This is a genomic window from Bradyrhizobium sp. LjRoot220, assembly GCF_964252915.1.
GTDB lineage: Bacteria > Pseudomonadota > Alphaproteobacteria > Rhizobiales > Xanthobacteraceae > Bradyrhizobium.
On the sequence record NZ_CAXUPS020000001.1, the window covers coordinates 66,422 to 91,785 of the forward strand.

A 25,364-nucleotide genomic window follows, 5' to 3' on the forward strand; every position below is an offset into this window, starting at 1 on the left:
AACGAGAGAACAACCATGCTGCTGACCCGCGACCAACTGCCGGAGACGATTCCCGATCTCGCCGCGCTCGACGAACTGCTGTGCCGTCCGAGCCAGGCGCTGATCGACGACCTGCGCAAGGTCGATGGCGACATCATGGTTTTGGGCGTAGCCGGCAAGATGGGGCCGACGCTGGCGGGCCTCGCCAAGGCCGCCCTGCCCGACCGCCGGATTATCGGCGTCGCCCGCTTCAGCGAGCCTGATGTCAAGGACTGGCTGCAGGCCCGCGGCGTCGAGAGCATCAATTGCGACCTGCTCGATGAGGCCGCGATCAAGGCGCTGCCTAAAGCTCCGAACATCATCTTCATGGCCGGGCGCAAGTTCGGCGCCGAAGGCGATTTGTCGCTGACCTGGGCGATGAATGCGCACGTCCCCGCTTTGGTGGCGCAGGCCTTTGCCGCCTCGCGGATCGTCGCGTTCTCGACCGGCTGCGTCTATCCCTTCGTGCCCGTGAACGGCAAAGGCGCCGACGAGGACCTTGCCCCGAACCCGCCCGGTGAATACGCGCAATCCTGCGTCGGGCGCGAACGCATGTTCGAATATTTCTCGCGCAAGCATTCAACGCCGGGGCGGCTGTTCCGGCTCAACTACGCGATCGACATGCGCTACGGCGTGCTGCACGACATCGCCAGCAAGGTGTTGCAGGGCAAGCCGATCGACGTCAGCCTCGGCCATGTCAATTTCATCTGGCAGGGCGATGCGTCGTCGCAGGCGCTGCGCTGCCTGGCGCATTGCGATACGCCGACCTCGCCGATCAATGTCAGCGGCCACGAAATTCTGGCGGTGCGCGATCTCGCCGCGAAATTCGGCCAACGGTTTGGGATTGCCCCGGTCATCACCGGCAAGGAGGAGCCGACGGCATGGCTGACCGATACCTCGCAAGCCGTCAAACTGTTCGGCCTGCCTGTTGTCGATACCGATCAACTGATCCGCTGGACCGCCGACTGGGTAGCGCGGTCGATGCCGAGCCTCGGCAAGCCCACCAAGTATGAGGTGCGCGATGGCCGCTACTGAGCACTTCGAACTCATCGAACTCGGCGTCGCCGATGCGCCGGCTGGATTGTTGTTGTCGGCCGAAGCGCACTGGAACCAGAACGAGGCCGACTGGCGGTTTTTCCTGGCTAAGGGAATCGTGTTCGGGGTGCGCGACGGTACGCAACTGGTCGCGACCGCGGCGCTGCTGCCCTACTCCGCCGGCAACGCCTGGATCAGCATGGTGCTGGTGACCGCGAGTTGGCGCCGCCGCGGTGTGGCAACCAGACTGGTCGACGCCTGCCTCAAGTCAGCGACAAAGCTTGGCCTCACCACCTGGCTCGACGCGACGCCTGATGGGGCCAACGTCTATGGCCCGCTCGGCTTCACCCCGACGCTGCAACTGCGGCGGCTGCGGCTGGAAGCTCCGAAAGGCGTGAGCGCCGCGCGATCGCTGGCGACCTGCAGCGTCGCCGATTTCATCGCGCGCGATGTCAGCGCCATGGGATTCGACCGCGGCCCGCTGCTGACCGAGTTCGGCGGGCGCGCCGGTTCCCGCATGGTATCATCCGGCAATGCCCTGGCGCTGGTCCGCGACGGCCGCACCGCGCGCCATATCGGACCGGTGTTTGCGGACGCCAGCGAACGCGCGCTTGCGCTGGTCGACGCCATCGTGCGATCCGAGCAAGGCCCCTGGCTGCTCGATGCAGTCCATTCGCAGGAAGATTTCCTGCGCGGGCTCACCGATACCGGCTGGACCATCGAGCGGCCGTTTCAGCGCATGCGTTTCGGCCGCGCCACCATGCTCGCGGCCGAACTGCCGTACGCGGTCGCCGGCCCGGAATTTGGATAGGATTTTTCATGCACCACAGCGAAATCAAGTCCGACGTGCGAAAGCTGATCGCGGACGGCACGGTGATCCCCGCGCATCCGCTGGCGCTGGACGCAAGCCGCAAGCTCGACAGCAGGCACCAGCGCGCGCTGTCGCGCTACTACATCGATGCCGGCGCCGGCGGGCTGGCGGTCGGCGTCCACACCACGCAATTCGCGATCCGCGACGCCGGGCTCTACAAGCCGGTGCTGGAACTGGCAGCGCAGACCGCGGCCGACTGGACCGGGCGGCCGCTCGCGATGGTCGCCGGCCTCGCAGGTCCGACGCAGCAGGCGATTGCGGAGGCGCGGATCGCGCGCGGCATCGGCTACCATGCCGGCCTGCTCAGCCTCGCTGCGATGAAGTCGGCCTCCGAGGACGAGATCATCGCGCATTGCGAGGCGGTGGCGCGCGAGATCCCGCTGGTCGGCTTCTACCTGCAGCCCGCCGTCGGCGGCGTCATCCTGAATGCAGACTTCTGGCGCCGGTTTGCGACCATCGACAACGTCATCGCGATCAAGATCGCGCCGTTCAACCGCTACCGCACCCTTGACGTGCTGCGCGGCGTGGCCGCGGCCGGCGCGCTCGACCGCGTCGCGCTCTATACCGGCAATGATGACCATATCCTGCTCGATCTCATGTTGCCATTCGACCTGCGCGACAACGGCGTCACCACCCGCGCTTACTTCAAGGGCGGCCTGCTTGGCCATTGGTCGGTTTGGACGGCGGCTGCGATCAAACAGTTCGAGATGTGTAAGGCGGCGCGGGGCAAGGGCACGGTGCCGGCGGACCTTTTGGCACTCGACGCCCGCGTGACCGATTGCAACAGCGCGTTCTTCGACGTCGCCAATAATTTCCACGGCTGCATCGCCGGCTGCCACGAAATCCTGCGGCGGCAGGGGTTGCTGCAGGGCCTGTGGTGCCTCGATCCGGCCGAAGGCTTGAGCCCCGGCCAGATGCAGGAGATCGACCGCGTCTGCCGCGAGCACGCCGATCTCTCCGACGACGCCTTCGTCGCCGAGCACTTGCAGAAATGGCTGGCATGACGGCGGAGGAGCCCTTCATCAGCCTGCGCAACGTCCGCAAGGTCTACCGGTCGAAAGGCACGGAATTCCTCGCCGTCTCCGACGTCACCATGGACGTCAGCGAAGGCGAGCTGGTCTCGCTGGTCGGCCCGTCCGGCTGCGGCAAGACCACGGTGCTGAAGATCCTGGCCGGGCTGCATGACGCCGACGGCGGCACCATCAAGATCGGCAGCGCCAAGACGCCGTTCGACCCCGCGCGCGACATCGGCATGGTGTTCCAGCAGGCGCTGCTGCTGAAATGGCGGACCATCCTCGACAACGTGCTGCTGCCCGCCGAAATCGTCGGGCTGCCGATGAGGGCCGCACGCGATCGCGCCCGCGATCTGCTCAATCTCGTCGGCCTCGCCGGCTATGAGGACAAATATCCGCAGCAACTGTCCGGCGGCATGCAGCAGCGCACCGCGATCGCGCGCGCCTTCATCCACGATCCCAAGCTGATCCTGATGGACGAGCCGTTCGGCGCGCTCGACGCCCTGACCCGCGAACAGATGAACCTGGAAATGCTGCGGATCTGGCGCGAAAGCGGCAAGACCATCATCTTCGTGACCCACAGCATCCAGGAAGCCGTGTTCCTCGCCTCGCATTGCGCGGTGCTCACCGCCGGTCCGGCGCGAATGGCGGAGTACTTCCCGATCGAGCTGCCGTTCCCGCGCGATCTGCCGATCAAGACCACCGACGAATTCGGCGCCTATGCGCGGCGGATTTATGCGAGCCTCGGGCTGGGGCCGAGTGGGTAGAATCTAACCGCGTCATTGCGAGCGAAGCGAAGCAATCCACTTCTCGGCGTGCCGCACTAAGGATTGCTTCGCGGAGCCTGTCATCGGGCGCGCATTCGCGCGACCCGTTGGCTCGCAATGACGGTAGATGGGTCACTGGCTACTTTCTCATCAGGCTTGGGTCCGCATGCGCGCGCCGCCGCTCCGATGACGGCCGAGTGCGACGAATTGGCGCGACGGGCAAATCAGTTCTGTTTTCCGTAAATCATGTCAAGTCCCGAAATAAAAAATATTTCTCTTTTACAGAAGATCAAATCAGGGTATATCCTTGGCCATCCCGTCCTACTCAGAAGGGCGTCGGCCGTCGTCACGGACGTTGGACGGGTTGCGGTGGACGCTGATGTTGCGATGGACGATCGCGGCAAAGGCGTACGGCGAAGACGTGTGGTCCTGACGTCGCGGTGCTGGCGTCAACGCACCTGGAGACAATAGTTTTCAGGGCGCTACGGAGGCAAAAGAGCCGTTCTCCGGGGAGAGCTCGTTATAAGCCGTAAAGCCATTGCGCAGGGAAGGCCGGGTGTTCTCCGCTGCCCTGTATGCTCGTGTGCAGCTTTCTATCTACAAACCGCACACGGGACCGCGGGTGCAGCGCGCACCCGGTCTTCCCTGCGCCCTCTATTTTCGAGGGCGGGAAGTTTCTCCAGCAAGCCTCGGGCGCAACGCGTCGCGAGAACGTGAGCGCACATTCGGTTGTCATCACCCGCGAAGGCGGGTGACCCAGTATTCCAGAGACGTCAATGATCGAACCGAGAAGCCGCGGCGTACTGGGTCCCCCGCTTTCGCGGAGGACGACGGCATTTCTGGAGCGGCGTCGTACCCGTCATTGCGAGGAGCGCTTGCGACGAAGCAATCCATGCTGCCTTTCGTTGCGCGATGGATTGCGTCGCTTCGCTCGCAATGACGAAGCTGAATTCTCACACCGGCAGCGCGATCGAGTATTTCACCTGGCTCAGTGCAAAACTCGACTCGATCGAGGCGATGCCGTCGAGCCGGGTCAGCTTGGTTTTCAGGAACGTTTCATAGGACGACAGGTCAGCGGCGACGACGCGCAGCAGGTAATCGCGATTTCCCGTCATCAGATAGCATTCCAGCACCTCGTCCCATTTCGAGATCGCTTTCGCAAACCGGTTGAGGTCCTCCTCCTTCTGCCGCGCCAGCTTGATCGAGATGAAGACGCTGACATGAAGCCCGAGCGATTTCTGGTCGACGGTGGCGATATAGCGGGTGATGACGCCGCGTTCCTCCAGCAGTTTCACCCGGCGGTGGCAGGGCGAGACCGAGAGCCCGACCTTGTCGGCGAGTTGCTGCATCGTCATGCGGCTGTCGGATTGCAGCAGGCTGAGAATCCTGCGGTCGATGGCGTCGAGGGCATGCATTGGAACGAACTCGGGATTATGGGGCCAGAAGTGGGATGATATTCCAATCTGGGACGGTATGTCGCGGAAATTTGAGATTTCTGGGAACCTCAGGCCCGGTAAAATTTGACAGACTTGGCCCTGAAGTCCGGAGCACCGCCCATGCCCATCGCGCCCGCACGCCTGGAATTATTGTCCGCGCTGGCCGCCAAGGTGCTCTGGCTGTCGTCATGGACCATCCACCATGCCAATCACATCCGGCCCAACACCGACGGCTTGAAGGTCGGCGGCCACCAGGCTTCCTCGGCCTCGCTCGCCAACATCATGTCGGCGCTGTATTTCTCGGTGCTGCGGCCGCAGGACCGCGTCGCCGTGAAGCCGCATGCGAGCCCGGTATTCCATGCCATCCAGTATCTGTTCGGGCACCAGACCCGCGAGCAGCTGGAAAATTTCCGCGGCTTCAAGGGCGCGCAATCCTATCCGTCACGCACCAAGGATGCCGATGACGTCGATTTCTCGACGGGGTCGGTCGGCCTCGGCGTCGCGCAAACCCTGTTCTCCTCGCTGGTGCAGGATTACGTCAAGTCGCACGGCTGGATGAAGGACCGGCCGGAAGGGCGGATGATCGCGTTGGTCGGCGACGCCGAAATGGACGAGGGCAATATCTTCGAGGCGCTGCTCGAGGGCTGGAAGCACGGGCTGCGCAACACCTGGTGGGTCGTCGACTACAACCGCCAGAGCCTGGACGCCGTGGTGCGCGAAGGGCTCTGGGAGAAATTCGAATCCATGTTCCGCAATTTCGGCTGGGACGTCAGAATCGTGAAGTACGGCACGCTGATGCAGGCGGCGTTCGCCGAACCCGGCGGCGAGGCGCTGCGGCGCTGGATCGACGCCTGCCCGAACCAGATGTATGCCGCGTTGTGTTTCCAGGGCGGCGCCGCGTTCCGCAAACATCTGCGGGACGATATCGGCGATCAGGGCCCGGTCACGCAACTGATCGACCGCCGCAGCGACGAGGAACTGCTGGCGCTGATGTCCAATCTCGGTGGCCACGACATGTCGAGCATGATCGATGCGTTCGAGGCGATCGACCATGATCGTCCGGTCTGCTTCATCGCCTACACCATCAAGGGCGTCGGGCTGCCGATGCAGGGCCACAAGGACAACCATGCCGGCCTGATGACGGTGGCGCAGATGGAAAAATGGCGCGCGGCGCAGAACATCCGTCCCGGTCATGAATGGGAGAAGTTCGAGGGATTGTCGCAGGATGCGGCGAAACTGGAAGCGTTCCTGGCGGAAGCACCGTTCAACGCCGAGGGCCGCCGTCGCCTGACCGCGCCCGTGATCGAGGTGCCCGAGCGGCTCGCCTTCAAGCCGGCGGCGCAGATGTCGACGCAGCAGGGCTTTGGCCTCGTGCTGAATGAACTGGCGCGCGGCGATACCGAACTGGCCTCGCGCATCGTCACCACCTCGCCCGACGTGACGGTGTCGACCAATCTCGGCGCCTGGGTCAACCGCCGCGGGTTGTTCGCCAAGGCCGAAAACCACGATCTGTTCCGGCAGGAGAAAATCCCCTCGACCTTCAACTGGGATTTTTCGCCCAAGGGCCAGCATCTCGAACTCGGCATTGCCGAGATGAACCTGTTCATCATGCTCTCGGCGCTTGGGTTGTCGCACCAGATCAACGGCGAGCGGCTGCTGCCGATCGGTACATTGTACGACCCCTTCATCCAGCGCGGCCTCGATGCGATGAACTATGCCTGTTACCAGGACGCGCGCTTCATGGTGGCGGCGACGCCGTCCGGCATCACTCTGGCGCCGGAAGGCGGCGCGCACCAGTCGATCGCAACGCCCCTGATCGGCATCGCACAGGATGGCCTCGCCTCGTTCGAGCCGGCCTTTGTCGATGAACTCTCCGTGATCATGGGCTGGGGCTTTGGGCATATGCAGCGCGAAGCCGGTGAGGGCGGGTCGGTGTATCTGCGGCTTTCGACGCGGTCGGTCGACCAGCCGCAGCGGATCATGACGCCGGACCTGCAGCGCGAGATCACTGACGGCGCCTATTGGCTACGCAAGCCCGGCGCGAACTGCGACGTCGTGATCGCTTATACCGGCGCGGTCGCGCCCGAGGCGATCGAGGCGGTCGGCTTCATCGGCGAGAGCCACCGGGATGTCGGGCTATTGGCGGTGACATCGGCTGACCGCCTGCATTCAGGCTGGACCGCGGCGCGAAAACTGCGGCGCGACCGCCGCGGTGTGGCGCATCTCAGCCATATCGAGCAATTGCTGGCGCCGCTGCCGCGCGACTGCGGCATCGTCTCGGTGATAGACGGCCATCCGGCGGCGCTGGGCTGGCTCGGCAGCGTGCGCGGTCACCGGCTGGAAGCGCTGGGTGTCGAGCAGTTCGGCCAGACCGGCACGATCGCCGACCTCTACCGCCACCATGGCATGGACGCCAATTCCATCATCGATGCGGCGGAAAGCCTCACGGTCGGGGCGCCGGTGCGGCATCGGAAAATGGCGGTGTGAGATACCGCCGATGCCGCGCGACCCCCACCCCAACCCTCCCCCGCAAGTGCGGGAGAGGGAGCCCAGCGCGCATGTGGTTAAGTGATGTTCGCCACAACGTCGGTCCACTCCCTCTCCCGCACTTGCGGGGGAGGGCGGGGTGGGGGTCCCTCCACACGGGAAGATGCTGAAGCGACCGCCTTGCATCCGTTACACCACTGACCTTATATCCAGCCCCGCCGCAACGCGGCAATCCGCATATGGCGGGTTCAATTGCCGGGATTTTCGTGCAAGGATGCCTGCCGAACGCCCCCGTTCCCTTTATCCTTCCGCCCTGTGAAATAACGAGGTTTCCGATGGTCAATCGCTTGCAATTCTACATCGACGGCGCCTGGGTCGATCCCGCCGTCAAGAAATCCACGCCCGTCGTCAATCCGGCGACCGAAGAGGCGATGTATGAGGTTGCGCTCGGCTCCAAGGCCGACCTCGACAAGGCCGTCGCTGCCGCCAAGCGCGCCTTCGTGACCTTCTCGCAGACCAGCCGCGAGGAGCGCGTCGTCCTACTCGAGAAGATCATCGAAGTCTACAAGACCCGCATGAAGGACATTGGTGCTGCCGTATCCGACGAAATGGGTGCGCCGCTCCCGATGGCGGAGCGCCTGCAGGCCGGCGCCGGCCTCGGCCATATCGCTTCCACTTTGGAAGTTCTCAAAAACTATCATTTCGAGGAAAACGTCGGCACCGCCACCGTGCTGCGCGAGCCGGTCGGCGTCATCGGCATGATCACGCCGTGGAACTGGCCGCTGAACCAGATCGCCTGCAAGGTCGCGCCGGCGCTCGCCGCCGGCTGCACCATGATCCTGAAGCCGTCGGAATTCACCCCGACCTCGGCATTGATCTTCGCGGAAATCCTCCATGAAGCCGGCGTGCCGAAGGGCGTCTTCAACCTCGTCAACGGCCTCGGCCCCGAGGTTGGGGCCGCGATGAGCGAACATCCCGACATCGACATGATCTCGTTCACCGGTTCGACCCGCGCCGGCGTCGATGTCGCCAAGCGCGCCGCGCCGACCGTGAAGCGCGTCAGCCAGGAACTCGGCGGCAAGTCGCCGAACGTGATCCTCGAAGGCGCCGACCTCACCAAGGCCGTCACCGGCGGTGTCATGCACATGTTCAACAATTCCGGACAATCGTGCAACGCGCCGTCGCGGATGATCGTGCCGCTGTCGAAGATGAAGGAAGTCGCCGCCATCGCGAAGAGCGTTGCCGACAAGACCAAGGCGGGCGATCCGCGCGCCGAAGGCACGACCATTGGCCCTGTGGTGTCCCGCATCCAGTGGGACAAGATCCAGGCGCTGATCAAGAAAGGCATCGACGAGGGCGCAACGCTGGTCGCCGGCGGTCCCGGTCTCCCCGAGGGCGTCAACAAGGGCTTCTACGTGCGCCCGACCATCTTCGCCGACGTCACCAACGACATGACCATCGCCCGCGAGGAAATCTTCGGGCCGGTGCTCACGATCCTCGGTGCCAAGGACGAAGCCGAAGCGGTCAAGATCGCCAACGACACGCCGTATGGTCTGGCCGGTTACGTCACCGGTGACACCGTGGAAAGCGCGCGCCGCGTCGGCCGCCAGATCCGCGCCGGCAACGTCAACCTGCAGGGCGTGCCCAACGACCGCACCGCGCCGTTCGGTGGCTACAAGCAGTCCGGCAACGGCCGCGAGTGGGGCAAGTACGGCCTGGAAGAATACCTCGAAGTGAAGGCGGTCGCCGGCTACAACGCCGCGTAACCTGATCCGGCGCTAGCGTCGTCGATTCCAAAAAGTGCCGGCTGCCCTAAAGCAGCCGGCATTTTCGTTAGAGTGCATCGTCGTCGAATTGAGCTCGCATCAAGCGACCGCCGCGGGGCGCGACGATAAAAAAATAAAAGGGAGAGCGGACATGAGGAGACTGGTCATTGCGCTTGTCGCGCTAATTCCGCTGACCGGCGCAGCTCGGGCCCAGACACCGAAGGATCTGATCGCAGCGCTGAAGGTGAAATGGAACGAGCCGACGCCGCCGTTCAAGATGATCGGCAACGTCTACTATGTCGGAACCAATGGCCTCGCATCCTATCTGATCACGTCGCCGCAGGGCCACATCCTGGTCGATACGGTCATGCCGGATGCGACGTCGCAGATCAAAGGCAACATCGAGAAGCTCGGCTTCAAGATCACCGACATCAAGTACCTCCTCAACACCCATGCCCATATCGATCACACCGGCGGCCTTGCCGAAATGAAGCAGGCCAGCGGTGCGCAACTTGTCGCGGGCGAGGCCGACAAGCCGCTGCTCGAAGGCGGCTACTATCCGGGCGCGCGCGAGGACACCGCGCTGGCGTTTCCGCCGGTCAAGGTGGATCGCACGGTGCGCGAGGGCGACACGGTTACATCAGGCGAGGTGAAGCTGATCGCACGCGAAACGTCCGGCCATTCGCCGGGCTGCACCAGCTGGGAATTTTCAGTGAAGGACGGCGACGCCACGCGTTCAGTCCTGATCTTCTGCAGCGGCACCGTGGCGCTGAATCGCCTCGTCACCAATCCGACCTATCCCGGCATCGTCGCCGATTACCGCAAGACATTCGCGCGGGCCAAGGACATGAAGGTGGATGTACTCCTCGCCCCACATCCCGAGATGTACAAGATGCAAGAGAAGCGCGCCAAACTCGCGGATGGCGCGCCCAATCCGTTCGTCAATCCCGGCGAGTTCAACGCCTATGCCGCGGCACTGGAAAAGGCGTTCGAAGAGGGCCTCGCCAAGCAAACCGCCGCCGCGCAGGAAAAGAAGGGCTGAAGCGGGCACGGCGAGGGCGTCGACTATCCCCCGAGCGCGCCTTGCGTGTTCACATACAGCGCGTAGATCGACTGGCTCGCGGCCATGAACAGCCGGTTGCGCTTCAGCCCGCCGAAACAGAGATTGGCGCAGCGCTCGGGCAGCGCGATGCGGCCGATCATCACGCCATCGGGCGCGAACACCACCACGCCGTCGAGTTCGGGATCGCCCATGCCCCAGCCGCACCACAGATTGCCGTCGATGTCGCATCGCATGCCGTCGGGCGTGCCGGGGCCGGCATCAACGAACAGACGCTTGTCGGAAAGCATGTCGCCGCCGGGCGAGACGTCGTAGGCAAGAATCTTGCGGGTCGGCACGCCCCGGGATTCGATGACGTAGAGAATCTTCTCATCCGGCGAGAAGCAAAGCCCGTTCGGCCCCAAAATGCCTTCGGCAACGATGGTCGCCTTGCCGGTCGTACCATCGAGGCGGTAGACATTCATGTCGAGTTCGGGCTCGGCCTTGTAGCCCTCGTAATTGCCGAGCAGGCCGAAAATCGGATCGGTGAACCAGATCGAACCGTCCGACTTGACGACCACATCGTTCGGCGAGTTGAGGCGCTTGCCGTGGAAGGAGTCGATCAGCACCGTTATCGATCCGTCATATTCCGTGCGGGTGACGCGGCGGCCGCCGTGCTCGCACGTGATCAGCCGGCCCTGGCGGTCGCGGGTATGGCCGTTGGCGAAATTCGACGGCTTGCGGTAGTGGCTGACGGCGCCGGTCTCCTCTTCCCATTTGACGATGCGGTTATTGGGAATGTCGCTGCACAACAAATAGCGTCCGTCGCCGAACCATACCGGGCCCTCGGCCCAGCGCAGGCCGGTGGTCAGCCGTTCCACCGCCGAGAGCTTCAGCCAATATTTCTCGAAACGCGGATCGAGCGCATGGATCGCCGGATCGGGATAATAGCTCGCCGGCTGCCAGCCGGCGCGGGATGTTGCCTCGGACATTTGCTGTTCTCGTTGCTGTTGCGTTTCCTCGCAGATTGGTTTGCTATCATTGTCGGCCAGCGACCGCAAATCGGGTCGTAAGAAAGAGGGAAGAAAATGCCACGCATATTGATGACCGGCGCCGCCGGAGGAATTGGCACCAGCCTGCGCAAGCTGTTGCCGCCGATCTACCCGGATTTGCTGCTGAGCGATCTAGCGACGCCTGCCGATCTCGGCGCGAGCGAAAAATTCAAGGCGGCTGATCTGGCCGATCCCGCGCAGGTCGAGGCGATCTGCGAGGGCGTCGACGGCATCCTGCACTTCGGCGGCTATTCGGTCGAAGGCCCGTGGGACCAGATCCTGCAATCCAACATCATCGGTGGCTACAATCTGTTCGAGGCGGCGCGCAAGAAGGGCGTCAAGCGCGTGGTGTTTGCCTCATCCAACCACGCCGTCGGCTTCTACCCGCGCCACCACCGGATCGGCACCGATGTCACCGCGCGCCCCGACAGCCGCTATGGCGTCAGCAAGGTGTTCGGCGAAGCGGTCGGCGCGCTCTATGCCGATAAGCACGGACTCGGGGTGACGTGCCTGCGTATCGGCAATTTCGGCGACAGGCCGCTCGACCATCGCCGGCTCGCGATCTGGCTGAAGCCGGAAGACCTGGTGCAGCTCTGCCGGATCGGGCTCGAACATCCCGACATTCATTTCGAGATCTTCTACGGCGCCTCCTACAACGAGCGCGCCTGGTGGGACAATCACCGCGCCTACGATCTCGGCTATCGCCCGACCGGCCGCGGCGAAGATCATCGCGAGCATGCGATGGCCGAGCAGGCCAAGCTCAAGCCCGATCCGGTCAGCGACTACTACCAGGGCGGCACGTTCTGCGGCCTGGAGTTTGATGGCGACAAGAGCAGGATCGTGGATTGGAAATGAGGCCAGTGGCGTCATTCCGGGGCGTGCGGAGCGCGAACCCGGAATGCATTGTGCAACAGAGCAGGTGGCCTGTTGGATTCCCCGATGCGCAATTGCGCATCTGAGGCCTGCGCCAAGTGGCGCATCCCGGAATGAGCTGTTAATCCGCGCCCCCATCCCCCGCGATGCGGCGGAGATAATCCGACTTGCTGAACTGCATGTGATCCACGCAGAGCTGCGCCAGCGCCCAGCTGTCGCGGCCTCTCAGCAGTTCGATCATGAATTCGTGCTGGCGACGTGACAGCGCGAGCCCCTCTCTGTCGGCGAGATTCTTGGCGCGCATCGGCAGCGTCAGGTTCATGTAGTCCTGCAGCGAACGCACCAGATAGGGGTTGCCGCAGGCGGAGAACAGCGCGACGTGAAAGGCGTCGTTGGCCTCATGAATGCCGCGCAGATCCTGGGCGTCGGCCTTGGCGCAGTATTGCCGTTGCAATTCGCTCAATTGCTCGATCAGGCTTGCGGGTGCGGGCAGGGTGATCATCAGCGCGGCCTGCCGCGTCAGCATCTCCCGCACCTCGTAGATCTGCCGCACTTCCTTGGCCGAATAGAACCGCACGGTGGCGCCGATGTTCTTCTCGCGCAGCACGATGCCCTGGCGTTCGAGCTGAAACAGCCCCTGGCGTACGAAGTGCCGGCTGGCGCGGTAACGCGTCATCAGCGTGTCTTCGACCAGCCGTGAACCCGGCGCGAAGCGGCCGAAGATGATGTCCTCTTCGAGCCGGCGGATCACTTCCGCCTGCTCTTCCTCGCGCGTCAGCGCCGAAATCTCGCTCAATGCTGCCTGCGGCTTCATGGCAAAGCCTCCCAGCCCGACAGCCGATAGCAATCCTCGACCAGCCGCAACGTCTGAAGATTATCCTGCGGGGCAGTCTCGAACGGCGTGTTGTCCCGTAGCGATTGCACGAAGTGCGCAATCGTCCGGTTATAGGACCCCTGATATTCGGTGGCGAGATCGTAAACCCTCTCCTGCGGCGAAACGCCCGCGCAGCTGAGTTGCGGCCCATCCAGCTTGATGGTGCCCTTGTCGCCGAGGATTTCGAGCCGGTCGATCTGGGTGGCCGGATGCCCGTGCGCCGCGAAACTCGCAAACACCGTGACGCCGGCGCCGTTCTCGGTCTGGAGCTGGATCGCCGCGCCGTCTTCGCCGACGAGCTGATCGCTGGAGCGCGAAAGCGCAGCCGACATCACGCGCAGGGGTCCGAGCAGCATGCGCAGCGTATCGAGGTGATGGATCAATACCTCCGCGACCAGCATGCGTTTTTCGCGGCGCATGAAGGGCTGCCGCTCCAGCGCCGGACAAAGACCGTCCGCTCCCGGCAGCACACCCGACGTCAGCAGCGTGAGCTGCGCCTGCTTGACGTTGCCGATGCGGCCCTCGCGCAGCCAGGCCGCGGCGTCGCGATAATATCCGCGAAAACGCCAGTTCTCGTGCACCATCAGCCGCGTCAGGTCGCGGACCTCGGCGGCGAGGTCGGTCGCTTGCTGCAGGTTCGGCGCCAGCGGCTTCTGGCAGAGCACCGGCAGGCGCTTAGCTGCCGCGAACCGGACCAATGGCGCGTGCATCTCGCGAGGCGCCGCGATATCGATGGCATCGAGTTCGGTCTCCGCCAGCATCGCTTCGGCGCTGGCGTAGGTCTTGGTTATCTCGAATTCGGTTGCACGGCGCGCGGCATTGTCGGCCGAGGGATCGGCGACCGCAACAACGCGGGCCTGATCTGCTATACTGGCCCAGGCGATCAGATGGTGGCGGCTCACCATGCCGGCGCCGACAAGACCAATGCGCAACGGCTGGTTCATGGATGCTCGCTTCCGGTCATTCGCTGGAAATCAACACGCGGTGGCCATATTGTCAATAATATCGCATGATTATTGGTGAGACTGGCGCAGTTTCAGCGCAGAATGTCCCAATATTGACAATAATCCAGCGGGCTCCTTAAGTGCGAACGCATAGCGACAGGGAATGGCAAGATGGCTGATGATGGACTTCGCAAGGGACTGGCAAGTTATGGCGATGCTGGCTTCTCGCTGTTCCTGCGTAAGGCCTTCATCAAGGCGATGGGCTATTCCGACGACGCGCTCAATCGCCCGATCGTCGGCATCACCAATACCTACAGCGATTACAACCCCTGCCACGGCAACGTCCCGCAGATCATCGAGGCCGTGAAGCGCGGCGTGATGCTGACCGGTGCGATGCCGATGGTGTTTCCGACCATCTCGATCGCCGAAAGCTTTTCGCATCCGACCTCGATGTATCTGCGCAATCTGATGGCGATGGATACCGAGGAGATGATCCGCGCCCAGCCAATGGACGCGATCGTGGTGATCGGCGGCTGCGACAAGACCTTGCCGGCGCAGATCATGGCCGCGGTCAGTGCGGACCTGCCAACCGTCGTGATTCCCGTCGGACCCATGGTGGTCGGGCATCACAAGGGCGAGGTGCTCGGCGCCTGCACGGATTGCCGGCGGCTGTGGGGGAAATACCGCGCCGGTGAAATCGATGATATCGAGATCGAAGCCGTCAACGGCCGGCTGGCGCCATCGGTTGGCACCTGCATGGTGATGGGCACGGCCTCCACGATGGCCTGCATCACCGAAGCGCTCGGCCTGTCGCTGCCGATGAGTGCGACGATTCCGGCGCCGCACGCCGAGCGTTTCCGTTCGGCCGAAGCGAGCGGCAAGGTCGCCGCCGCGTTGGCCAAGGCGAAGGGACCGCGGCCGAGCGAGTTTCTGACCGCGTCGTCGTTCCGGAACGCGCAAGTGGTGCTGCAGGCGATCGGCGGCTCGACCAACGGGCTCATCCATCTGACCGCGATCGCCAACCGCACCAAACACCGCATCGATCTCGAAGGTTTTGACAGGCTCGGGCGCGAAGTGCCTGTCCTGATCGACCTGAAGCCGTCGGGCGAACATTATATGGAGCACTTCCATCATGCCGGCGGCCTGCCGAAGCTGATGGCGCAGCTCGGCGATCTCATCGATCTCGATGCCAAAACCATCACCGGTGCGACGCTGCGCGATGTCGTGGCCAATGCGGAGGAAGTGCCGGGGCAGGATGCGATCCGTCCCCGCAGCAATCCGATCAAGCCGGAAGGCGCGATGGCGGTGCTGCACGGCAACCTCGCGCCGCGCGGCGCCGTGATCAAGCATTCGGCGGCGAGCCCCAGGCTGTTGCAGCATACCGGCCGCGCCGTCGTGTTCGAATCGGTCGAGGACATGACGCTGCGCGTCGACGATCCGGCGCTCGACGTTAACGCCGATGACATACTGGTGCTGCGCAACGCCGGGCCGAAGGGCGCGCCGGGCATGCCGGAGGCGGGCTATCTGCCGATCCCGAAGAAGCTCGGCCGCGCCGGTGTCAAGGACATGGTGCGAATATCCGACGCGCGCATGAGCGGGACAGCGTTCGGTACCATCGTGCTGCACATCACGCCGGAATCCGCGGTCGGTGGCCCGCTGGCGCTGGTGAGGAATGGCGACATGATCCGGCTCGACGTCGCCAAACGCAGCATCGATCTAATGGTCGACAATGCCGAACTCGAAAAACGCCGCGCTGCGCTGGCGCCGCCAACGACGCCCGATTGGGCCAAGCGCGGTTACGCGCATCTGTTCAACGAGACCATCCTGCAGGCCGACGAAGGCTGCGACTTCGATTTCATGCGCGGCGAGGGCAAGGGCTGAGGGGCTATCGAAGCGCACCTCGATCGTCATGCCCGCGAAGGCGGGGCATCCAGTAACGGGCGTCGGTGGGTTGAGCCGAGAGGCCGCGGCGTACTGGATCATCCGGTTTCGCGGATGATGACAGCCAAACGAGGACACTCTATTTCCCCTTGCTGGTGAACTTCTTCACCGCCAACCGAAATTCGTCGGTGTTCATCGCGGCGATAATCTTCTCCTCCTCGGCATCGAGCTGCTGTTTGGTCGGCGTGACCGCGGCCTGGTAAACCAGTGACTTGGTGCCGCTGATCGCCGCTGGCGGATTCTGTGCCAGTCGTTCGGCGAACTTTTGCGTCGCCAGCTTCAGCTCAGCGGCCGGAACCACCCGGGCGACCAACCCCCAATCGTAGGCTTGCTGCGCCGAAAAACTGTCTTCGGCGAGAAATAGCTGCAGCGCACGGCGGGTGCCGACGGTGCCGACCATGCCGACGGTGCTGCCGCCATCCGGCGACACCCCGATCTTGGCGTAGGCCGGCGTGAAGCGGGCATCCTCGGCGGCGATGCAGAGATCGGTCACGAAAGCGAGTCCCATGCCGGCGCCGGCCGCCGAGCCGTGCACGCTCGACAGCACGATCTTCGGCATCCGCCGCACAGTTTCGATAAAGGCGTGGTAGTGCTTCAGCAATTCGCCGACCACAGGCGCAATAGTGTCAGCCGCGGCCGCGGCGCCGATAGTCTGCAAATCGCCGCCGGCGCTGAAGGCGCGGCCTTCGCCCTGGATCACCAGCACCCTTATCGCGTCATTGGCCTCGACCTCGGCGCCGAGCTGTTCCAGCTTCCTGGCGATCGACAGGTCGATCGAGTTGAACGCCGCGGGGCGGTTCAGCGTGATGGTCGCGATCGGACCGTCGATCGTGAGCCGCGCCGGCTCATCGGATGGGGCAGCGGTATGATCTTGTGTTGCCATCGGAAAATCCTCGGCTCGGGACGGGGCAGGACATTTAAATAGCAGAAGGCGGGAGGTGACAATCCCGGGCCGGAGGGGCAGGGATGCCCTTGCGCGATCCAAAACCTTGAGGCCTAATGGGGCCGCCCATCGTTCGGGACGCGGACACGAGCGCCGCTCTCACGAGGCGAGCAAGCCAACATCGGCGGTGAGAGGAGACGACATGGGTAATTCCTATGCGCCAGCAATTGGGTTGTCCCGATGACGCATGGACCGGTTGTACAAGGGCCTGTTGTAATCGTCGGCGCCGGCCACGCCGGCTTTCAGGTCGCGGCCTCGCTGCGCCAGCACGGCTTTGCCGAGCGCATCGCGCTTCTGAACGACGAAGGCCATCTGCCGTATCAGCGGCCGCCATTGTCCAAGGCCTATCTGAAGGGAACCGGCGGGCCTGACAGCCTGATGTTCCGGCCGGAAAAATTCTTTTCCGACCAGAAGATCGATTTGATCTCCGACCGCGCGGTGTCGATCGACCGCGCTGCACATAAGCTGTTGCTCGGTTCTGGTTCCTCACTCGATTACGGCCATCTGGTGCTGGCGACCGGGGCGCGCAACCGCCTGCTCGACATTCCCAATGCCAATCTGGAGGGCGTGCGCTATCTGCGCACTCTCGACGAAAGCGAGGCGCTGCGGCACCGGATCGGAGCCGGTCAGCGCGTCGTCGTGATCGGCGCCGGCTTCATCGGGCTTGAATTCGCGGCGACCGCCCGGGGCAAGGGCCTCGAAGTCGACGTGATCGAACTCGCCAGCCGGGTGATGGCGCGCGCGGTGACCGCGGAAATCTCCGAGTTCTTTCAGACCAGCCACACCGCGGCCGGCATTCGCATTCATCTCGGCGTGCAAGTCACGAGCATCGAGAGCGACGGCAGCAATGTCACCGGCGTCAGCCTCAGCGATGGCCGGCATCTGCCTGCCGATCTCGTGGTGGTCGGGGTCGGTGTTTTGCCGAATGTCGAACTGGCGGCCGAAGCCGGCCTGCCGGTAGCCGCCGGCATCATCGTCGACGAGCATCTGCTGACGGCCGATCCTGATATCTCGGCAATCGGCGATTGCGCGCTCTATACCAGCCCGCGTTTTGGCGGATCGCTGCGGCTGGAATCCGTGCAGAACGCTACCGATCACGCGCGCTGCGTCGCGGCGCGGCTGACCGGCGATGCCAAAGTCTATGACGGGCTGCCGTGGTTCTGGAGCGACCAGGGTCCCCACAAACTTCAGATCGCGGGTTTGACGACGGGCTATGACCAGGTGGTGGTGCGCGGCGATCGCGGGGCTGGGGCATTCTCCGCCTTCTGCTACAAGTCCGGCCATCTCGTCGGCATCGAATCCGTCAATCGCGCCGGGGATCACATGTTCGGGCGGCGTCTGCTGGCGGCCAACGGCTCGATTACGCCAGCCCAGGCGGCCGACCCTGGCTTCGATTTGAAGGGTGCCCTGACGTAAGTCGGGTTCGCCGCCGGTTCGCTTGCATCGTCGCGCCGATTCAGCAACGCTGTCGCCGCGCGGTCCGTCAATGAGGTTTCCGGCATTCGGGGAGGGTGGCATGTCCGTCTGGATACGCTGTCTCACGCTAAGCATCGCCGTCGGCCTTGCGATGGTCATGGCCGGCCCGGCTTCGGCCCAGACCAAGCTGAGATGGGCGCATGTCTATGAGATCACCGAGCCCTACCACACCGAAGCGCTGTGGGCGGCGAGCGAGATCAGGAAACGCAGCAACGGCAAATTCGATATCGAGGTGTTTCCAGCGTCCCGGCTCGGCAACGAGAATCAGCTTAATGAGGGGCTTGGGCTCGGCACCATCGATATCGTCTATGTCGGCATCAACTTCGTCGCGGCGACCTACAAGCCGCTCGGCATCACCGGCGCGCCGTTCATGCTGCGCGATTTCGACCATTGGAAGGCCTATCGCGCCAGCAAGCTGTTTGCCGATCTTTCGAAGGATTATGAAGACAAGACCCGGCACAAGATCGTCGCGCTGACTTATTACGGGCAGCGTCATGTCACTGCCAACAAGCCGATCGGCAAGCCCGAGGACATGAAGGGCATGAAGCTGCGTGTGCCGCCGGCGCCGCTGGTCCTGATGTTCACCAGATCGGTCGGCGCCAACGCAACGCCGATCGCATTCTCCGACGTCTATTATGCGCTCCGGCAAGGCCTGGTGGACGGTCAGGAGAATCCGCTGCCGACGATCATGGCCAAGAAATTTTACGAGGTGCAGAGCCACATCGTGCTGACCGGCCACATCACGGAATCGATGGTCACGGTGGTCGGCAGTCATGTCTGGAACAAGCTCACGCCGGACCAGCGAACGCTGTTTGCGGAGACGATGAAGGAGGCCGCCGCGAAAGCGACAGAGGCGATCGAGGCTTCCGAGCGGGTTTTGGCCACACAGCTCAGGAATCTCGGCATGACCGTGGTCGAGCCGGATCGTCAGGCTTTTCGGAAGGCCGCAGTGCCGCTGCACAACGACGCCGCCGCCGGCGCCGGATGGACGCGGGCGCAGTACGACGAATTGCAGTCGCTGAAGTGACGGCTGGGCGTTGACGCGGAGGTAGCGGGACTGGGTCAGATGATGGCCGCCACTTCCGCCGCCGTCGGCATCGAGGGTGCTGCACCCATCCGCTGCACGCAGATCGACGCCGCGGCATTGGCATAAGCGAGGGCGTCGCGGATCGATTTTCCGCCGGCAAGCTGCGCCGCCAGCGCGCCGACAAGGCAATCGCCGGCGCCGGTGGTGTCCACCGCTTTCACCGTGCGGCCCGGAATGACCGACGGCTGACCGTCGATCATGACAAGCACGCCGCGGCTGCCCAGCGTTACGCAGATGGTCTGGTCGCGACTTGACGGCAGCAACCGGACAGCTTCGATGAAGCGGGTATCATCGTCGGTATCGCGAAGCTCAGTGCCGGCGAGCAGCCCAAGTTCAGTCTCGTTGAGAACGAGGATGTCGACGAGATCGAGCAGCTCGCGTCCGAACTTGGCCGCGGGCGCGGGATTGAGAATGGTGGTCGCGCCGGCGGCCCGCGCGCGCTTGAAAAAAGCGCCGATCGTCGGCTGTGGTATTTCGAACTGGCTGACTGCGACGTCGCCTTTGGCGAGAATGGGCGCGCCGATATCCTCGGTACTCACCAGGGCGTTGGCGCCGGGCACGACGACGATGGTGTTGTCGGCATTGGCGATGGTGATGAGCGCCGTACCGGTGTGGGCCTCGGCAATGTCCTTGACGAAGGCGAGGTCGACGCCTTGCGCAGCGAGAAACGCCCGCAATTGCTGTCCGAACGCGTCGGTGCCCAGCCGGCCGATCAGCGTGGTCGGCGCGCCGAGTTTAGCCGCAGCCACCGCCTGGTTGGCGCCCTTGCCGCCGGGAAAATACAGCACCGCTTTGCCGGCGACGGTCTCGCCGATCTGCGGATGCCGGTCGGCGGTCGCCACCACATCCATGTTGATGCTGCCGGCGACGAAGACGCGTCCCATCTTTATCCCCACACGCCGCGGTCAGGCCCCGACCGCGAACTCCTGCTTGACCGCTTCGATGTCGGTAAGCGCCGGCAATCCGGCCTCGTTGCCGAGCCGCTGGATCTTGAAGGTCGAGGCGGCGCGCGCAAATTCGAAATGCTCATGCCAGCCTTTGCCGGGGTTGCTTAGATAGGAATAGACGTAGGCACCATGGAAAACGTCGCCGGCGCCGTTGGTGTCGATCACGCGCTCGCGGGGGATCGGGAGCGCCGGCAGGCTGCGAACGGAGCCGGTCTCGTCGTACCACAGTAGGCCCTTTTCGCCGAGCGTGACGCCGCCGACCCGGCAGCCGCGGCTCTTGAGATAGTCCAGCATCGCTTCCGGCGTCTTGTCCATCTGCTCGCATAGCCGCTCGGCGACGATGGCGACGTCGATGAACTCCAATAGCTCATGGGTATTGGTGCGCAGGCCGCCGCCGTCGAGCGAGGTCAGAATGCCGTCCTCGCGGCACAGCTTTGCGTAGTGGATCGCGGCGTCCGGCTGGTGGCCGTCGATATGCAGCGCGCGGCATCCTCTGAGGTTGAGGATCGGAAAGGGATGGATGTGTTCGTCGTCGCGGCAGCGCACGATGGCGCGCTTGCCGTCCTTGGGCATGATGAAGGACAGCGACGAGGCGTTGACCTTGCGCGGATGGATCGAGATGCCGTATTTCGCGCTCATGTCCTGAAACATGCGGCCGAGCCAGTCGTTGGCGACGGTCGAAATCAGGTCCGGCACGATACCGAGCTTGGCGCAGCAGAACGCCGCCGTGACGGCGTTGCCGCCAAACGACACCGCGTAGGCCGAGGCCACATGCTTTTCGTCGCCGCTCGGCATGTGGTCGGTGATGAAGGTAACGTCGATATAGGTCTGTCCGATGAAGAGAGCCTGCATTCGTTTTCCGTCATTGTACTTCAGAGTATTGGGCTGAAGGGGTGGGTCCGGCCCGGCGCGTTACATTAGCACCGCTTATCGGATGCATTCGCTGAAAATATTCGCAACCGTGCCGTCTTTGCGACTTGAGAAGGGCATGTGAGGGGACTAGGACCGTCCTTGAGGCGTTGCCAGCATGCCCGCCATAACGGCTGACCGTGCTCCGGGGTTCCGGTCGGTGCGACAAAAGGGGAGGGCTTTCCCGTGATTACAGGTCTCGATCACGTCGTCGTTCTCACCGGCGATATTTCGGCGGGCGAGGCGGCATATCAGTCGCTGTTTGCGCGGACGCCGGCCTGGCGCAGCGGCGGCGACGGAGCCGAGCGCGTGTTGTTCACGCTGGACAATATGACGCTGGAGCTGATGGCGCCGAGCGGTGAGGGCGCGGCCGCGGACCGCATACGTACCGTGCTTGCGACGCAAGGCGAGGGGCTGGCGAGTCTTTGTTTTCGCACCAACGACATCGAGCAAATGCAGCGCAGGCTCGACCGGCTGACCCTGAAGCCGGAGCCGGTCGCCGAGGTCGAAAGCCGCGACGCCGTCACGGAAGCTATTTTGTCGTGGAAGCGCACCCGCGCCGCCACCGATGCGACGCGTGGCATCCGCATGTTCTTCCTCGAACTGGCAAAGGAGCGCCCACTGTCGGTGCGAACCGGGCCGGCATCGATCACCGCGATGGACCATGTCGTGATCTCGACGCCGGATCCCGAGCGCGCCGCCGCGCTCTATGGCGCGCGGCTCGGGCTCGACATGGCGCTCGACCGCTCGCATCCGGACTGGGGCCGGCTGATGTTCTTCCGCTGCGGCGACCTCATCGTCGAGGTCACGCACCGGCCGGGCAAGCCGGCGACGGGCGCGCAGGACAGGGACAAGGACAGGCTGCGCGGCATATGCTGGCGCGTCGCCGACATCGACGCCACCCATGCGCGGCTCGTGGCTGCCGGCGTCGACGTCTCGGAAATCCGCACCGGCCGCAAGCCGGGGACGCGGGTGATGACCGTGCGCAACGGCACCTGCGGCGTGCCGACGCTGCTGGTGCAGCCGGCGGTGAAGCCGTAGGGTGATCGGCCGCAGGATGGGCAAAGGCGCGCTTGCGCCGTGCCCACCATTCTTTCGGCAAGCAAGTTGGTGGGCACGCTTGCGCTTTGCCCACCCTACATTCTCAAACGGCGGCGCGCATGCTACAGGTGAATCCCGTAGGATCATTGAGCAATTGAATTGGCCAAGGCAAAACGCATTCTGAAATGGCAGCGCGACCCCGAGGGGATGCGGATCCGCATTCTCGAGGCCGCCAAGCAGGAATTTGCCGCCCACGGCCTTGCCGGTGCACGGGTCGACCGGATCGCGGCCAATGCCGGCGCCAACAAGCGCATGCTGTATTATCACATCGGCAACAAGGAGGACCTCTATCTCGAGGTGCTCGAAGGCGCCTATGAGCAGATCCGCAACGAGGAGCGCGGCCTCGACCTCGAACATCTCGACCCGCCGGAAGCGATCGAGCGCCTGATCGATTTCACCTGGAACTACTTCATCCGCAATCCGGAATTTCTGGCGCTGCTCAACACCGAGAACCTGGCGAAAGCGCGTCACCTCAAGCGCTCCACCAAGGTCAAATCGATGCATTCGCCGTTCGTCGAGATGATCCGCACCGTGGTCAATCGCGGCGTCGAGAGCGGTGACTTCCGCGTCGCGGTCGATCCGGTCCAGCTCTATATCTCGATCGCGGCACTGTGCTTCTTCTATCTGTCGAACAGCGCGACGCTGAGCGTGATCTTCGGCCGCGACCTCCTGAAAAAGGAGGCGAGGGACGAGCGCCTCGCCCACATGGTCGCCCTGGTGCTGGCGGCCTTGACAGGAAAATCCACCGCGGATTTCGGCAAGCCGAAGCCGGCCGGGTTGCGGTCGGCGGCACATCAGCCGGTGTGAGGAGAGACGCTGTCGTCCCTGCGATGGCCGCTGTCATCCTCCGCGGAAGCGGGGGATCCAGTACGCCGCGGCTTCTCGGTTCAATCATTGGCGTCTCTGGAATACTGGGTCGCCCGGTTAGCTCAATCCCGTCATCCTGAGGTGCGCGCTCTTGCGCGCCTCGAAGGACGACGGCCCGTCTGTGGCCGATCTATCCTTCGAGGCTCGCTGCGCTCGCACCTCAGGATGACGGGAATACAGTTTCGCGATCTCGCGGCGCATTACGCCCGAGCTTTGCTGGAAACTTCAACGCCCCCTCCAATAAGAGGGCGCAGGGAATGCCGGATGCGCGCTGCACCCGCGATCTCGTGTGCAATGTGCACAAACAAAGGTGCACACGAGCATACAGGGCAGCGGAGAACATCCGACATTCCCTGCGCAATGGCTTTACGGCTTATAACGTGCTCTCCCCGGAGAACGGCTCTTTTGCCTCCGTAGCGCCCTGGAAGCTATTGCCTCCAGGTGCATTGACGCCAGCACCGCGACGTCAGGACCACACGCCTTTGCCGTACGCTCTCGTGCCGTTCGTTATCGGCGCTGCCAGCGTCCACCGCGACCCGTCCCAACGATCGTGACGATCATGATACGCCCCTCTGGCGGGACGGGATGGCGAAGATATAAACTGATTTGCGATTCTGTAAAAGCGAAATATTTTTCATTTTGGGAGCTTGACATGAATTCCGTAAACCAGAAGTGATTTGCCCGTCGGGTTGATTTGTCGCAACTGGAATTGAAGTGTGGGGCAACGCCGTCGAGTGAGCTTTGGCGATTACTATAGATCGGGGGCGATCGTTCAAGCGAACGAAGTGATTTTATCTCAGGTTTTCGAGTAGCGATTGCTAAGGAAAAGGAATCACTCCTTACGAACTGGCGCCGGAGATCAAGTTGGCGGTGAAGACAGTCGCGGGTTCAGTTTCGAACTTCGGTGCAAGCGCCAAGGCAAAGCTGAGCAACGTCGCGATCAACGGCGCGCCCGGAGTCGTTGCGCGGGCCTCTGAAGCTCTGCTGCACGACCTTGCCGAGATCGGTGGACTTCCGGCAAAGGCCATCAACCTTGTTGGCGAGACAACGCTTGCGCATCTCAAGACGCGCCCGGACTACGCGGTCACCGTCAATAACGCCCTCGTCGGCTTTATTGAAGTAAAGGCGCCCGGCAAGGGCGCCGGCCACGAAAATTTTCTGATCCGCACGACAAGGATCAATGGGACAAATTGAAGTCGCTTCCCAACCTGCTTTACACCGATGGCAACTCCTTCAGCCTTTGGCGAGATAGTGGAGCAGTCGGAAAGTCGTTCATCTAGAGGGAGACGTTGAATCAGGAGCCAAACTGATTTCCTGCGACCCTTGCTCCGCTCGATCTTGAATTTCTTCAATGGAATCGATTCCGCCAAAGACCGCGAAAAAGCTAGCCGAGGTCTGCGCTCGCCTCTGCCGCTTGCTGCGTGATGAAGTGGTCGAGCAAATGGTGGCGGGTAATGCGGGACTGACCGCCACTGCTGGACTGGCGAAAGCTTCTGTTTCCGCAAGCGGACGACGCGCAATTTGCCGATGGTTACGCGCAGGCAGTAACGTTTGGTCTGTTGGTGGCGCGCTCAGGATATCTCCTTATCGGGTGGAATTGAGCAGGCTGCGCAGGAACCAGTCGACTCGCTGATTGCGACTGCTCAGGTTGCTGACCGACGACGTGACAAATCAGGAAGCTCTTAAGACGTCCCTCGCTACGCTCACGCGTTCTGGACGAATCAACTGGCATACCATCAGCAAGGATAACGCCAGAAGCTTGGCTTTACTTCTACGAGGTGCTGCCGGAGAGTCTATGACAACAAGCTACGCAAGCGGACTGGTTCTTCTACGCCCCCAGAAGTTGTCTCCGCCATGGTCAATCTTGTTGACCAGACGTTACGCGGCCCGCTCTTTGAGCGGCCTCACAAGTTGCTGC

The 25,364-nt window shown here is 63.3% G+C and carries 21 protein-coding genes; 14 read left to right on the forward strand and 7 right to left on the reverse strand.

Translation table 11 applies throughout. The features are described 5' to 3' along the window. Nucleotides 1–15 precede the first annotated feature (15 nt). Genes ACSQ84_RS00300 through ACSQ84_RS00315 form a run of 4 tightly spaced genes read left to right on the forward strand, consistent with a single transcriptional unit; the run spans nt 16 to nt 3,704 of the window. Entirely contained in the window at nt 16–1,053 is a 1,038-nt protein-coding gene (locus ACSQ84_RS00300; RefSeq protein WP_436209651.1) for an NAD-dependent epimerase/dehydratase family protein, read from the forward strand. Continuing rightward, nucleotides 1,040–1,864 (forward strand): GNAT family N-acetyltransferase, encoded by an 825-nt coding sequence (locus ACSQ84_RS00305; RefSeq protein WP_436209652.1) that lies wholly within the window; start codon nt 1,040–1,042, stop codon nt 1,862–1,864. The genes ACSQ84_RS00300 and ACSQ84_RS00305 overlap by 14 nt, the downstream gene beginning before the upstream one ends. A gap of 8 nt (nt 1,865–1,872) precedes the next feature. After that, complete coding sequence (locus ACSQ84_RS00310) at nt 1,873–2,928, forward strand: dihydrodipicolinate synthase family protein (RefSeq protein ID WP_436209653.1); 1,056 nt, start codon at nt 1,873–1,875, stop codon at nt 2,926–2,928. Beyond that, entirely contained in the window at nt 2,916–3,704 is a 789-nt protein-coding gene (locus tag ACSQ84_RS00315; protein ID WP_436209654.1) for an ABC transporter ATP-binding protein, read from the forward strand. Before ACSQ84_RS00310 ends, ACSQ84_RS00315 begins: the two co-directional genes overlap by 13 nt. Before the next feature lie 953 nt (nt 3,705–4,657). Here ACSQ84_RS00315 and ACSQ84_RS00320 read toward each other — a convergent pair. After that, a complete protein-coding gene (locus ACSQ84_RS00320) occupies nt 4,658–5,119 on the reverse strand; it encodes an Lrp/AsnC family transcriptional regulator (protein ID WP_436209655.1) in 462 nt (153 codons plus the stop codon). A 141-nt stretch (nt 5,120–5,260) separates the two neighbouring features. Between ACSQ84_RS00320 and ACSQ84_RS00325 the strand changes: the two genes are divergently transcribed. The 3 genes from ACSQ84_RS00325 to bla all read left to right on the forward strand — a co-directional run bounded on the left by ACSQ84_RS00325 (nt 5,261) and on the right by bla (nt 10,435). Next, a complete protein-coding gene (locus ACSQ84_RS00325) occupies nt 5,261–7,627 on the forward strand; it encodes a transketolase (RefSeq protein ID WP_436209656.1) in 2,367 nt (788 codons plus the stop codon). Between the two features lie 335 nt (nt 7,628–7,962). After that, nucleotides 7,963–9,393, forward strand: coding sequence for an aldehyde dehydrogenase family protein (locus tag ACSQ84_RS00330; protein WP_436209657.1), 1,431 nt, complete (start codon nt 7,963–7,965; stop codon nt 9,391–9,393). 151 nt (nt 9,394–9,544) lie between these two features. Further along, nucleotides 9,545–10,435: a subclass B3 metallo-beta-lactamase gene (gene bla, locus ACSQ84_RS00335; RefSeq protein ID WP_436209658.1), complete on the forward strand. Its 891-nt coding sequence runs from the start codon at nt 9,545–9,547 to the stop codon at nt 10,433–10,435. 23 nt (nt 10,436–10,458) lie between these two features. Here bla and ACSQ84_RS00340 read toward each other — a convergent pair whose 3' ends face one another. Beyond that, nucleotides 10,459–11,424 (reverse strand): SMP-30/gluconolactonase/LRE family protein, encoded by a 966-nt coding sequence (locus tag ACSQ84_RS00340; protein WP_436209659.1) that lies wholly within the window; start codon nt 11,422–11,424, stop codon nt 10,459–10,461. A 96-nt stretch (nt 11,425–11,520) separates the two neighbouring features. On the opposite strand from ACSQ84_RS00340, the gene ACSQ84_RS00345 reads away from it, so the two are divergent. Then, the gene (locus ACSQ84_RS00345; RefSeq protein WP_436209660.1) at nt 11,521–12,339 is read left to right on the forward strand and encodes an NAD-dependent epimerase/dehydratase family protein; all 819 of its coding nucleotides are present in this window, start codon (nt 11,521–11,523) and stop codon (nt 12,337–12,339) included. Between the two features lie 139 nt (nt 12,340–12,478). On the opposite strand, the gene ACSQ84_RS00350 is transcribed toward ACSQ84_RS00345, so the two are convergent. Together ACSQ84_RS00350 and ACSQ84_RS00355 are read right to left on the reverse strand one after the other, a co-directional pair. After that, a complete protein-coding gene (locus tag ACSQ84_RS00350) occupies nt 12,479–13,171 on the reverse strand; it encodes a GntR family transcriptional regulator (RefSeq protein ID WP_436209661.1) in 693 nt (230 codons plus the stop codon). Further along, nucleotides 13,168–14,175: a Gfo/Idh/MocA family protein gene (locus tag ACSQ84_RS00355; RefSeq protein WP_436209662.1), complete on the reverse strand. Its 1,008-nt coding sequence runs from the start codon at nt 14,173–14,175 to the stop codon at nt 13,168–13,170. The genes ACSQ84_RS00350 and ACSQ84_RS00355 overlap by 4 nt, the downstream gene beginning before the upstream one ends. A 171-nt stretch (nt 14,176–14,346) precedes the next feature. Here ACSQ84_RS00355 and ACSQ84_RS00360 point away from each other — a divergent pair, with 171 nt between their 5' ends. Further along, nucleotides 14,347–16,056: an IlvD/Edd family dehydratase gene (locus ACSQ84_RS00360; protein WP_436209663.1), complete on the forward strand. Its 1,710-nt coding sequence runs from the start codon at nt 14,347–14,349 to the stop codon at nt 16,054–16,056. A 139-nt stretch (nt 16,057–16,195) separates the two neighbouring features. On the opposite strand, the gene ACSQ84_RS00365 is transcribed toward ACSQ84_RS00360, so the two are convergent. Beyond that, nucleotides 16,196–16,999 (reverse strand): enoyl-CoA hydratase/isomerase family protein, encoded by an 804-nt coding sequence (locus tag ACSQ84_RS00365; protein ID WP_436209664.1) that lies wholly within the window; start codon nt 16,997–16,999, stop codon nt 16,196–16,198. A 240-nt stretch (nt 17,000–17,239) separates the two neighbouring features. On the opposite strand from ACSQ84_RS00365, the gene ACSQ84_RS00370 reads away from it, so the two are divergent. Both ACSQ84_RS00370 and ACSQ84_RS00375 read left to right on the forward strand, forming a co-directional pair. Further along, nucleotides 17,240–18,475: an NAD(P)/FAD-dependent oxidoreductase gene (locus tag ACSQ84_RS00370; protein WP_436209665.1), complete on the forward strand. Its 1,236-nt coding sequence runs from the start codon at nt 17,240–17,242 to the stop codon at nt 18,473–18,475. 100 nt (nt 18,476–18,575) lie between these two features. Beyond that, nucleotides 18,576–19,562: a sialic acid TRAP transporter substrate-binding protein SiaP gene (locus ACSQ84_RS00375; RefSeq protein ID WP_436209666.1), complete on the forward strand. Its 987-nt coding sequence runs from the start codon at nt 18,576–18,578 to the stop codon at nt 19,560–19,562. Nucleotides 19,563–19,597: 35 nt separating this feature from the next. Here the strand turns inward: ACSQ84_RS00375 and ACSQ84_RS00380 are convergent, their stop codons facing one another. Continuing rightward, nucleotides 19,598–20,506, reverse strand: a complete 909-nt coding sequence (locus ACSQ84_RS00380; protein WP_436209667.1) for a ribokinase — start codon at nt 20,504–20,506, stop codon at nt 19,598–19,600. A 21-nt stretch (nt 20,507–20,527) separates the two neighbouring features. Continuing rightward, entirely contained in the window at nt 20,528–21,421 is an 894-nt protein-coding gene (locus ACSQ84_RS00385) for a sugar kinase (protein WP_436209668.1), read from the reverse strand. A 243-nt stretch (nt 21,422–21,664) separates the two neighbouring features. On the opposite strand from ACSQ84_RS00385, the gene ACSQ84_RS00390 reads away from it, so the two are divergent. The 3 genes from ACSQ84_RS00390 (at nt 21,665) to ACSQ84_RS00400 (ending at nt 24,640) form a co-directional block, all read left to right on the forward strand. After that, nucleotides 21,665–22,519, forward strand: coding sequence for a VOC family protein (locus tag ACSQ84_RS00390; protein WP_436209669.1), 855 nt, complete (start codon nt 21,665–21,667; stop codon nt 22,517–22,519). Between the two features lie 159 nt (nt 22,520–22,678). Continuing rightward, the gene (locus ACSQ84_RS00395) at nt 22,679–23,386 is read left to right on the forward strand and encodes a TetR family transcriptional regulator (RefSeq protein WP_436209670.1); all 708 of its coding nucleotides are present in this window, start codon (nt 22,679–22,681) and stop codon (nt 23,384–23,386) included. Nucleotides 23,387–24,310: 924 nt separating this feature from the next. Beyond that, nucleotides 24,311–24,640 carry a hypothetical protein gene (locus tag ACSQ84_RS00400; RefSeq protein WP_436209671.1) on the forward strand — a complete coding sequence of 110 codons (330 nt, stop codon included), beginning with the start codon at nt 24,311–24,313 and terminating at the stop codon, nt 24,638–24,640. The last annotated feature ends 724 nt before the right edge of the window (nt 24,641–25,364 follow it).